Annotated in this window: 8 protein-coding genes and 1 pseudogene; all 9 read right to left on the bottom strand. The window is 68.8% G+C overall.

Translation table 11 applies throughout. From position 1 onward, the window contains the following. Positions 1 to 118, bottom strand: a pseudogene (locus AC3WQR_RS30910) (BMP family ABC transporter substrate-binding protein); the annotation flags it as partial. Between the two features lie 52 nt (positions 119 to 170). Beyond that, the gene (locus tag AC3WQR_RS30905; protein WP_070061710.1) at positions 171 to 1,091 is read right to left on the bottom strand and encodes an ABC transporter permease; all 921 of its coding nucleotides are present in this window, start codon (positions 1,089 to 1,091) and stop codon (positions 171 to 173) included. A gap of 3 nt (positions 1,092 to 1,094) precedes the next feature. Beyond that, positions 1,095 to 2,267: an ABC transporter permease gene (locus tag AC3WQR_RS30900; protein ID WP_307637301.1), complete on the bottom strand. Its 1,173-nt coding sequence runs from the start codon at positions 2,265 to 2,267 to the stop codon at positions 1,095 to 1,097. Next, positions 2,254 to 3,804: an ABC transporter ATP-binding protein gene (locus tag AC3WQR_RS30895; protein WP_492745839.1), complete on the bottom strand. Its 1,551-nt coding sequence runs from the start codon at positions 3,802 to 3,804 to the stop codon at positions 2,254 to 2,256. The genes AC3WQR_RS30900 and AC3WQR_RS30895 overlap by 14 nt, the downstream gene beginning before the upstream one ends. Positions 3,805 to 3,903: 99 nt before the next feature. Continuing rightward, positions 3,904 to 5,301, bottom strand: a complete 1,398-nt coding sequence (locus tag AC3WQR_RS30890; RefSeq protein ID WP_062477503.1) for an NCS2 family permease — start codon at positions 5,299 to 5,301, stop codon at positions 3,904 to 3,906. Positions 5,302 to 5,377: 76 nt separating this feature from the next. Beyond that, on the bottom strand, positions 5,378 to 6,373 hold the full coding sequence (locus AC3WQR_RS30885) for a LysR family transcriptional regulator (RefSeq protein ID WP_492745837.1): 996 nt from the start codon (positions 6,371 to 6,373) through the stop codon (positions 5,378 to 5,380). A gap of 94 nt (positions 6,374 to 6,467) precedes the next feature. Continuing rightward, positions 6,468 to 8,927, bottom strand: coding sequence for a xanthine dehydrogenase molybdopterin binding subunit (gene xdhB, locus AC3WQR_RS30880; RefSeq protein WP_492745835.1), 2,460 nt, complete (start codon positions 8,925 to 8,927; stop codon positions 6,468 to 6,470). Positions 8,928 to 8,929: 2 nt separating this feature from the next. Further along, positions 8,930 to 10,543 carry a xanthine dehydrogenase small subunit gene (gene xdhA / locus AC3WQR_RS30875; RefSeq protein WP_492745833.1) on the bottom strand — a complete coding sequence of 538 codons (1,614 nt, stop codon included), beginning with the start codon at positions 10,541 to 10,543 and terminating at the stop codon, positions 8,930 to 8,932. A gap of 186 nt (positions 10,544 to 10,729) precedes the next feature. Then, positions 10,730 to 11,509, bottom strand: coding sequence for a TSUP family transporter (locus tag AC3WQR_RS30870; RefSeq protein ID WP_492745831.1), 780 nt, complete (start codon positions 11,507 to 11,509; stop codon positions 10,730 to 10,732). Between the last annotated feature and the right edge of the window lie 60 nt (positions 11,510 to 11,569).

Below are 11,569 nucleotides of genomic sequence, written 5' to 3'. Positions count from 1 at the left end.
CCGGTGATGCTGCGGGGGCGGCCGCCTCTTCCTTCTTGCCGCAGCCGATGAGGGCCGCCGAAGCCACCGCGGTGAGGGCGGCGAGCTTGAGAAGGGAACGCTTGTTCAGATCATTCATTGTCGAAATCCTCGGAAGAAAAGGACGGGTTGGCAAAAAAACGAGAACGCGATTATGAGCCGGGGTAGAACGGTTTCCCCATCGATGCCGGCATGTTGATGCGGATGAAGGCGGGGTTGCGCGAGATCAGCGCCAGCACCACGATCGGGGCGATGTACTGGGCCATGCTGAGGAACTGCGAGGGCACGTCGACGCCGCTGCTTTGCAGGTGGAAACCCAGCATCGAGACGCCGCCGAACAGGTAGGCGCCGAGCAGCACGCGGATCGGGCGCCAGGTGGCGAAGGTGGTCAGCGCCAGCGCGATCCAGCCGCGGCCGGCAACCATGCCCTCGACCCACAGCGGCGTGTACACGGTCGACAGGTACGCGCCCGCCAGGCCGCACAGCGCGCCGCCCGCGATCACCGCCAGGAAGCGGATGCGCCGCACCGGGTAGCCCAGCGCATGCGCCGACTCGGGCGACTCGCCCACCGAGCGCAGCACGAGGCCGGCGCGGGTGCGGTACAGGAACCAGATGAGCCCGATGGTCAGCAACACGGCCACGTACACCATCGGGTGGTGCCGGAACAGCGCCGGGCCGGCCAGCGGAATGTCGGCCAGCACGGGAATGGCGAAGGGCGTGCTCTCGGGCAGCTTGGCCTGCACGAAGCTGATGCCCGCGAAGGCCGAGAAGCCGACGCCGAACAGGCTCAGCGCCAGCCCCGTCGCGTACTGGTTGGTGTTGAGCCAGATCACCAGCACGCCGAAGAAGGCCGCGAGCAGCGCACCGGCCGCCATGCCGGCCAGAAAGCCGAGCCAGGGGTTGTGCGTGATGACCACCGTCGCGAAGCCCGCGATGGCGGCGCACAGCATCATGCCCTCGGCGCCGAGGTTGACGACGCCGGCCTTCTCGTTGATCAACAGGCCCAGCGCCGCGATGGCGAGCACGGTGCCCGCGCTCAGGGTCGAGCCCAGCAGGAGTGCGTAGCTTTCCATGGTTCAGAGACCCCCTTCGGTGGCACGCGTGGTGGGTGCAATTGGCGCAACGGGCGCGGTCGGCGCGGTGATCGGCGTGCTGACCTGCAGCGAGCTCGTGGTCAGCGTCGCGGCCTTGGCGCCGGCCTTGCGGCGGATGCGGTAGGCGATGAGCGTGTCGCAGGCCAGGAGCGTGAACAGCAGCAGGCCCTGGAACACCCCGGTGAGCGACTTGGGCAGGCCCAGGCGCGACTGCGCGAGTTCGCCGCCGATGTAGAACATGCTCATCAGGATGGCCGAGAAGATCATGCCCACCGGATGCAGCCGCCCGACGAAGGCGACGATGATGGCCGCGAAGCCGTAGCCCGCGGGCACGTACGGCGTGAGCTGGCCGATGGGGCCCGCCACTTCGAGCGCGCCCGCCAGGCCGGCCGCGCCGCCCGAGGTGAGCAGCGCGATCCACACGGCGCGACGTGCCGAGAAGCCGGCATAGCGCGCCGCCGCGGGCGCCAGCCCGCCGACCTGCTGCGCGAAGCCCGCGCGCGTGCGGAACAAGAACACCCACAGCGCGCCCGCGCCGACCAGCGCGATGATCAGCCCGATCGACACGCGCGAACCCTTCATGAGCCGCGGGATCTGCGTCACCGCCTCGAAGGTCTTGGTCTGCGGGAAGTTGTAGCCCTGCGGATCTTTCCAGGGCCCGAAGACCAGGTAGCTCAGCATCAGCGTGGCCACGTAGACCAGCATCAGGCTCACGAGGATTTCGTTGGCGTTGAACTTGTCGCGCAGGAACGCGACGATGCCCGCCCACACCATGCCCCCCGCGATGCCCGCCAGCAGGATGGCCACGACGATCCAGCTGCCGGTGCTCTTGTCGGCCAGGAGCGCCACGCCGCCCGCCGCGATGGCGCCGCAGACGAACTGCCCTTCGGCGCCGATGTTCCAGACGTTGGAGCGAAAGCACACCGCCAGGCCGAGCGCAATGATGAGCAGCGGCGTGGCCTTCACCATCAGCTCGCCGATGGCGTAGCCGCTCTTGATCGGTTCGTAGAAGAACACCTGCAGGCCCTTGACCGGGTCCTTGCCGAGCGCGGCGAACAGCGCCACGCCGATGAGCACGGTGATCAAGAGCGCCAGGATCGGCGAGCCGTAGCTCCAGAAGCGCGACAGCTCCGGGCGGGGTTCAAGCTTGAGCATGCGCGCCCTCCTTCGTGTTGTTGTTCTGGTGGGGCTGTGCCTGCGGCCACAGGCCGCTCATCCACTCGCCGATCTGCGGCAGCGTGGCCGCCGCGCGGTCGATCGAGGGCGACAGCCGCCCCTTGGCGATCACGTGCAGCCGGTCGCAGATGTTGAACAGCTCGTCCAGCTCCTCGCTGATCACGAGCACGGCGCAGCCGGCGTCGCGCAGCGCCAGGATCTCGGCGTGGATGAGCGCGGCCGCGCCCACGTCCACGCCCCAGGTCGGCTGCGAGACGATGAAGAGCTTGGGGTTGGCGTCGATCTCGCGACCGACGATGAATTTCTGCAGGTTGCCGCCCGACAGCGAGCGCGCCGCCGCGCCCGGGCCGCCGGCCTTCACCTTGAAGCGATCGATGATGGAACGCGCCTGCTTGTCGAGCTCGGCGGTGCGAATCCACCCGCCCTTGCCCACCGCGTTGCTGCGCGTGAGCAGCAGGTTGTGCGCCAGGCCCAGCGTGGGCACGGCGCCGCGCCCCAGCCGTTCCTCGGGCACGAAATGCAGGCCCAGCGCACGCCGCGCGCGCGGGCGCAGCCGGCCGGCCGGCTGGTCGAACACGCGCACCATGGCGGGCTCGGCGCGCACGTCCTCGCCCGAGAGCGTGTACAGCAGTTCCTTCTGGCCGTTGCCCGAGACGCCGGCGATGCCGACGACCTCGCCCGCGCGCACCTCGAAGGAGATGCCGTCCAGGTCGACGCCGAACTGGTCCTCGCGCGCCAGCTTCAGGCCCTGCACGCGCAGCGCCACCGCGCCGGCATGCAGCGGGCGGTGCTGCAGCGGCGGCGGCTCGCTGCCGATCATGAGGCGCGAGAGCGATTCGGTGCTCTCGTTGCGCGGGTTGCACACACCCGTGACCTTGCCGCCGCGCAGCACGGTGCAGGCCGTGCACAGCTCCTGGATCTCGTGCAGCTTGTGGCTGATGTACAGGATGCTGCAGCCTTCCGAGGCCAGCTTGTTCAGCACGCCGAACAGGCGGATCACGGCCTGCGGCGTGAGCACCGAGGTCGGCTCGTCCAGGATCAGCAGCTTGGGGTTGGTGAGCAGCGCGCGAATGATCTCCACCCGCTGCATCTCGCCCACCGACAGCGTGTGCACGGGGCGCGAGGGGTCGATGTCCAGACCGTACTCGCTGGCCTTGGCCGTGATGCTGCGGGCCACCTCGGCCAGCGCGAGCGACTTGTCCAGGCCCAGCCAGACGTTCTCGGCCACGGTGAGCGTGTCGAACAGGCTGAAGTGCTGGAACACCATGCTGATGCCCAGCGCGCGCGCCTGCTGCGGGTTGCGCAGGTTCACCGCCTGGCCGTCGAAGGTGACGGTGCCTTCGTCGGGCTTGACCGAGCCGTAGATGATCTTCATCAGGGTCGATTTGCCCGCGCCGTTCTCTCCGAGCACGGCATGGATTTCGCCGGGCTGCACGGCCAGGGAGATGTCGCTGTTGGCCACCACCGCGGGATACCGCTTGGTGATGTGCGCCAGCTGGAGTCTGGGGGTTGTCATGCCGGGTTTCGTGGGTTTGTCTCGTTCAACATCAACAAGCGGGGACAGCTATAAGTTTAATAGCGTCCCCGCGACCATCGGCGCCCGACGGCGCGTTCTTCAGTGTCCGCCGATGTAGGCGAACTTGAACAGGAAGATCGCCGCGATCACCCACACCATCGCATGCACTTCCCGTGCCCGGCCGGTGCACAGCTTGAGCACGGCGTAGGTGATGAAGCCGAAGGCCAGGCCGTTGGCGATCGAGTAGGTGAAGGGCATGGCCAGCGCCGTGACGGCCGCCGGGATCACCTCGGTCGTGTCTTCCCAGTCGAGCTCGACCAGGTCGCGCAGCATCAGGCAGCCCACGAAGAGCAGCGCCGGTGCGGTGGCGTAGGCCGGCACCGAGCCCGCCAGCGGCGAGATCATCAGGCAGGCCAGGAACAGCACCGCCACCACCACGGCCGTGAGGCCGGTGCGGCCACCGGCTTGCACGCCGGCCGCGCTTTCCACGTAGGCCGTGGTGCTCGAGGTGCCCAGCAGCGAGCCCGCGAAGATCGCGCCGCTGTCGGCCAGCAGCGCCTTGTTCATGCGCTCCATCTTGCCCGGCACCAGCAGGCCGGCGCGCTTGGCCACGCCCATCAGCGTGCCGGTGGCGTCGAACATCTCGACCAGAAAGAACACCAGCACCACGTTCAGGATGCCGCCCTTGAGCGCGCTCAGGATGTCCAGCTGCATGAAGGTGGGCGCGATGGACGGCGGTGCGTCGAACACGCCGTGGAACTTGTTGCCGCCGAAGAAGAACGACAGCACCGTCACCGTGAGGATGCCGATCAGGATGGCGCCGCGCACCTTGAGCCGGTCGAGCGCCACGATCATGAGGAAGCCGATGGTCGCCAGGATCACGGGCGCCGAGTGCAGGTCGCCCAGCGTGACGAAGGTGGCCGGCGAAGCTGCGACCACGCCCGCGCTCTTGAGCGCGATGAGCGCCAGGAACATGCCGATGCCCACGGTGATCGCCGTTCGCAAGGACTGCGGTATGCCCGCGATGAACAGCTCCCGCAACCCGGTGACCGTCACGATCAGGAACAGGCAGCCCGAGATGAACACCGCGCCCAGCGCGGTCTGCCACGTGTAGCCCATGCCGAGCACGACCACGTAGGCGAAGTAGGCGTTCAGGCCCATGCCCGGCGCCATGGCGATCGGGTAGTTGGCGTACAGGCCCATGATCAGCGTGCCGATGGCTGCGATCAGGCAGGTGGCGACGAAGACCGCGCCCTTGGGCATGCCCGCGTCCCCGAGGATCGAGGGGTTCACGAAGATGATGTAGGCCATCGTCAGGAAGGTCGTCAGCCCTGCGATGACTTCGGTGCGCACGGTGGTGTTGTGCTCGGTCAGCTTGAAAAAGCGTTCCAGCAGACCGGCGTTGGCCGGTGCGGTGGCCGCACGCAACGGCGCCGCCTCGGTGGCCCCGGCGGCCCGGGGAGTGGTGGCCTTGGGCACCTCTTCATACCTGTTCATTTCGCTTGTCTCCAGCTGTTGTATGTGGCGGTTCGTTCATCGTTGCCTCGGTCGCGACGCCGGCGCGACGAAGGGCTCAGGGAGGATCGGAAAGCGGCTCAGCCGGCAGGGTTCGGGCGGGGGCGGCGGGCGCGGCATCGAAGCCGGGCCGCAGCGACGCCGCCACGCCCTTGATGCATTCGCGCAGCCAGCGCGCGGAACTCGACGAATGGGTACGTTCGTGCCAGAGCTGGTAGTACATGAGGCGCGGCAGCGCGGCCGGGCACTCGAGGATCTTCACGGGCAGCCGTGCGGCAAAGCGCTCGCAGTACTGGCGCCCGGTGGTCAGCACCAGCAGGCTCGAGGCCACCATGTCCGGAATGAGGCTGAAGTGCGCGCAGCGCGCCGTGATGTTGCGCTGCCGCCCCAGCTCGTCGAGCATCTGGTCGATGATGCCGCGCCCGCCCGGGTGCATGGGCGTGGGCGCGATGTGCTCGGCCGCCAGCCAGGTCTCCAGGTCCCAGCCGCGGCGCACCGCCGGATGGTCCTGGTTGACCAGCGACACCACCTCGTCGCCAAAGAGGCGCGCCATGTGCAGGTCTTCCGGCGGCTTGAGCCAGTTGCCGATCACCAGGTCGACCTGCCCGAGCGCGAGGTGCCCGTGGTAGTCCGAATCGGGCGAGAGCGCATGGATCTCGATCTGGCACAGCGGCGCCTCGCGCTTGACCTGCGCCACCAGCATCGGCAGGAACAGCGGGTCCATGTAGTCGCTGGCCGCGATGCGGAAGGTCGTGGCCGCCGACTGCGGCTCGAAGCCCCGCGCATCCGAGAACAGCATCTCGGCCGCCCGCAGGATGCTGGCCGCGGGCTCGATCATGCGCAGCCCCGCGTCGGTGGGCACCATGCCCGAGCCCGAGCGCACCAGCAGCGGGTCGCCCGACAGCTCGCGCAGGCGCTTCAGCGCGGCCGAGACGGCCGGCTGGTACATGCCCAGGCGGATGGCGGCGCGCGAGACGCTGCGGTCGGTCAGCACGGTATGAAGCACCCGAATCAGATGAAGGTCGATCTTGTCGAAAAGCGCCTGGTCTCTCATGGCTGTTCACACCTTTCTTGTCTGTGCGAACAGTTATACAGCGCAGCATTTGGAGAACGGAAGGACGCTCGGACCGTGCGAGCACGGCCGGTGCTCATTCGCCAGAGGCTGCCTGCACCGCGGTCAGGGCGCGGAGGATGGATTCGCTCGTGGCCGGCGCCTTCAGCGGCGGATCGACCCGGTGCCCGCCCGCGGCCGACACGGCATCGCGGATCGCGAAGAACACCGAGAACGGCAGCAACAGCGGCGGTTCGCCCACGGCCTTGCTGCGGTGAATGGAGTCTTCGAAGTTCTGGCCCTCGAACAGGCGCACGTTGAACACCGGCGGGCAGTCGTTGGCCGTCGGGATCTTGTAGGTGCTCGGCGCGTGCGTGGTGAGCTTGCCGCTTTGCGGATGCCACACCAGCTCCTCGGTGGTGAGCCAGCCCATGCCCTGGATGAAGGCGCCCTCGACCTGGCCGATGTCCACGGCCGGGTTCAGCGACTTGCCCGCGTCGTGCAGGATGTCGGCGCGCAAGAGCTTCCATTCGCCGGTGAGGGTGTCGACCACCACCTCGCTCACCGCTGCGCCGTAGGCGTAGTAGTAGAACGGGCGGCCCTGCATCTTGTCCTTGTCCCAGCTCAGGCCGGGCGTGGCGTAGAAGCCGTCGGACCACAGCTGCTTGCGGTCGAGGTACGCCTCGCCCACCACGGTGCTGAAGGCCAGCGTGCGGCCGTTCACCTCGACCTGGTCGTTGGCAAAGCGCACGTCGGCGGCGTTGCCGCCATGGCGCTCGGCGGCGCAGGCGGCCAGGCGTTCGCGGATCTGGCGCGCGGCATCCTGCGCGGCCTTGCCGTTCAGGTCGGCGCCGGTCGAGGCGGCCGTGGCCGAGGTGTTCGCCACCTTGGTCGTGTCGGTCGCGGTGACGCGCACGCGCTCGAAGCTCACGCCCAACTCGTGCGCCACCACCTGCGCCACCTTGGTGTTCAGGCCCTGGCCCATTTCGGTGCCGCCATGGTTCACGAGGATCGAGCCGTCGGTGTACACGTGCACCAGCGCGCCGGCCTGGTTGAAGTGCTTCACGTTGAACGAGATGCCGAACTTCAGCGGCGCCAGCGCCAGGCCGCGCTTGAGCACCGGGCTCTTCGCGTTGAAGGCGGCGATCTCTTCGCGGCGCAGGCGGTAGTCGCTGGTTTCTTCGAGCTCGGCCACGAGTTCGTGGACGATGTTGTCGGTCACGGTCTGGCGGTACGGCGTGACGTTGTTCTCGCCCTTGCCGTAGAAGTTGACGCGCCGCACGTCGAGCGGGTCGCGCTTCAGCTCGCGGGCCACCGAGTCCATGATGTTCTCGATGGCGATGGCGCCCTGCGGGCCGCCGAAGCCGCGGAACGCGGTGTTGCTCTGCGTGTTGGTCTTGCCCGAGAAGCCGTGCATGCTCACGTTGGGCAGCCAGTAGGCGTTGTCGAAGTGGCACAGCGCACGCGTCATCACCGGGCCCGACAGGTCGGCCGAGTGGCCGGCGCGCGAGACCATGGTGATCTCGGCGCCGAGGATGCGGCCCTCGTCGTCGTAGCCCACGTCGTACTCGTACCAGAAGCAGTGGCGACGGCCGGTGATCATGAAGTCGTCGTCGCGGTCCAGCCGCAGCTTCACGGGGCGCTGCAGCTGGCGCGCCGCGATGGCCGCTACGCAGGCGAACAGCGCCGACTGCGATTCCTTGCCGCCGAAGCCGCCGCCCATGCGCCGGCATTCCACATGCACCTCGTTCGAGGACAGGTGCAGCGCGTGCGCCACCAGGTGCTGCATCTCGCTGGGGTGCTGCGTCGAGCAGTGGATGTGCAGCGTGCCGCCCTCCTTCGGGATGGCGTAGCTGATCTGGCCTTCGAGATAGAACTGTTCCTGCCCGCCCACGTCGAGCGTGGCGCTGTGGCGGTGCGGCGCCTTCGCGATGGCGGCGCGCACGGCGGCCTCGTCGCCACCGTTGGCGGCCCCGCCGCTGCGCACGATGTGCATCGGCGGCACCACGTACTGGCCGCGCGCATGCGCGTCCTGCGGCGTGAGCACGGGCGGCTGCGCCTCGATGGTCAGCGCGTCCTTGGCCTTGGCGGCGGCGCGGCGCGCGGCATCGCGCGTCTCGGCGATCACCGCGAACACGGGCTGGCCGAGGTAGCGGATCTCGCCGCCGTCGTTCACGGGCAGCAGGATCGGGTCGTCGTGAATGATCGAGCCGCAGTCGTTGGTGCCGGGGATGTCGTCGGCGGTGAGCACCGTGACCACGCCGGGCATGGCGCGGATGGCGTCGAGCGACAGCGCCGTGACGCGGCCGTTGGCGGCCGGCGACAGGCCCAGCGCGCAGTGCAGCGTGCCGGCGAGCTCGGGAATGTCGTCGATGTAGGTGGCCTCCCCGGCCACGTGCAGGTGCGCCGACTCGTGCGGGCGGCTGATGCCCACGCGCATGCCGCGGCCGTGGGCCAGCGCTTCGGCGCCCACGTCGATGCGGGCGGCGGTGTTCTTCAGGTAGTCGGCAAAGGCCTCGGCGGGCTGCAGCAGGCGGGCGTCGATGGGTTTGTTCATGGTCAGAGTCCTTCCGCCGCAACCTTGGCAACGACATGGGGCATCACGCTCCAGACGCTGGTTTCTTCGATGGACAGCGCGTCCTGCGTGCGGGTTTCGAGCCACAGGCGCTGGATCAGGTTCTGCGCCACCTGCAGGCGGTAGTCGGCCGAGGCCCGCATGTCCGAGAGCGGCTTGAAGTCTTGTGCCAGCGCCAGCTTGGCGGTGGCCACGCTGGCCTGCGTCCACGGTTTGCCGACGAGCGCGGCTTCGGCGTTGGCGGCGCGCTTGACGGTGGCGGCCATGCCGCCGAAGGCCAGGCGCACGGCCTTCACCGTGTCGCTGCCGGCTTCCAGTTCGATGGCGAAGCCCGCGCACAGCGCCGAGATGTCGCAGTCGAATCGCTTGCTGATCTTGTAGGCGCGCACCTGGCGGCGCATGGCGGCCAGCGGCACGGCCAAGCCCTGCACGAACTCGCCGGGCTGCAGCTCGTTCTTCATGTAGTCGAGGTAGAAGTCGGGCAACGGCATGCGGCGCACGACGTCGCCGCGGCGCAGCTCGATCTCGGCATCGAGCGACATCAGCACCGGCGGCGAGTCGCCGATGGGCGAGCCGTTGGCGACGTTGCCGCCCATGGTGCCGGCGTGGCGGATCGGCGGCGAGGCAAAGCGCAGCCACACGTCGGCCAGGCTGGGCACGCGCTCGACCAGCGCGCCGAAGGCGGCTTCGAGCGAGGCGCCGGCGCCGATGTAGAGCTCGTCGGCGCGCTCTTCGACCGTCTTCATCTCGGCCACGTCGCCGACATAGATGATGTCGCCCAGGTCGCGGAACTGCTTGTTGACCCACAGGCCGACGTCGGTCGAGCCGGCCAGCAGCTGGGCGCGCGGCTTCTGCACGCGCAGCGCGGCGAGCTGGGCCAGGGTCTTGGGGGCGTGGAAGTGGTCGATGCGGGCGCCGAGCGGGGCCGCGTAGTCCAGGCCGTCGTTCTTCAGCGCGGTGAGCGCGGCCACCACGGGGGCGGTGTCCAGGCGCACGGCCGGCAGGTCGAACATGCGCTGGCCGGCGTCGAGGATGGGGCGGTAGCCGGTGCAGCGGCACAGGTTGCCCGACAGGTCGTCGGCCAGCTGCTGGCGCGTGGGCTGCGTGCCCTCGGCCTGGTGGTGTTCGTAGGTGGCCCACAGCGACATCACGAAGCCCGGCGTGCAGAAGCCGCACTGCGAGCCGTGGCAGTCGACCATGGCCTGCTGCACGGGGTGCAGCGGGTGAACGGCATGCTTGGCCGGGGCCTCGGCCTTGGGCTTGCACTGCGACGCGCACTGTCCCTTGAGGTCTTCGACCGTGAACAGCGCCTTGCCGTGCAGCGTGGGCAGGAACTGGATGCAGGCGTTGACGGTCTGCAGCTGCAGGCCGTCGACTGCGCCGGGCGCGTGGGCGTCGGTGGCCAGCTCGCCGATGACAACGGTGCAGGCGCCGCAATCGCCTTCGTTGCAGCCTTCCTTGGTGCCGGTGCAGCGCGCGTCCTCGCGCAGCCAGTCGAGCACCGAGCGGGTGGGATGGACCCCGCTGACGTCGACGATCTTTCCGCGATGGAAGAAGCGGATCGGTTGAATCGGATTGCTACTGCTCTCGGTGCTCATGCTTTTTCAGGCTCGTGGGCGGCCCGTCGTGGGCCAGTCATGGACGTTAGCGGCTTGCGTGGGGTCTTGCATACGGGCACGCCCATAACGCGTATGTGAGGGTCGGTATGCCACGTCCGGGGAAACCCTTGGATTGACGTTGCAATTCCCGGGCCACGCCGGAAACCGAGGGTTTTCAGCCGTTTCTCAGGCGTGCGCGATCGCGGTCCAGGCGGTGGCGAGCAGCGTCACGCCGGCCACGAACAGCAGCCCGGCGACCAGCCATTGCAAGGTGCGCGGTTGCAGCTTGTTGGGCAGGCGGTGGTGCAGCCGCGTCGCGGCGTAGACCACGGGCATGGCGCAGCCGGCCAGCAGCGCCGAGTGCCACGAGAAGTGGCCGGTGGGCACCACGATGACGAGCCGCACGAGCGAGTTGAAGGCGAACATCAGCAGCAGCGCGCGGCGCACGAGTTCGCGGTCCAGCGGCTGGCGGTACATGTGGAAGACGATGGGCGGGCCCGAGGCGGAAAACAGCCCGCCCAACACGCCCGAGAGCCCGCCGATGAGGGCGAAGCTGGTGCGGCCCGACACGGCCGGCAGCGGCTTGCCCTGCAGCAACAGCAGCGCGGCGCAGATCAGGATCGACACGCCCAGCAGGCCCCGCAGCCACGACACGGCGCTGCCGCTGAGCCACACGAGCAGCATGAGCCCGACGATCACGCCGACGGTGCTGCCGTTGAGCGCGGGCTTCATGAGCTGCCAGGGCACGGGGCCGGGGCGCGCGCGGAAGTAGGTCCAGGCGTTGATGAGGCTCAGCACGGTCGCGGCATTGGCCGCGTCGTTCACGCTGGCGATGTCGAACACCGACACGAGGCCCAGCAGGATGAGGCTGAACGCAAAGCCCGTGAGGTTCTGCGCGTAGGTGGCCAGGCCCACGCAGGCCATGAAGATCAGGACCGGGACGGCCCCGGAAAGAATCGCTTGCACCGGGGGGGGCGTCAGCGCGCGCCGAAGCTGGCGGGACGAAGGAAGGAGGCGGGGGAAAGG

The sequence above is a fragment of the Variovorax sp. FW305-3-2-15-B-LB1 genome, from assembly GCF_058787635.1.
Note: the sequence above shows the minus strand (reverse complement) of the source record. Positions and strands in the feature narration are given on the sequence as shown.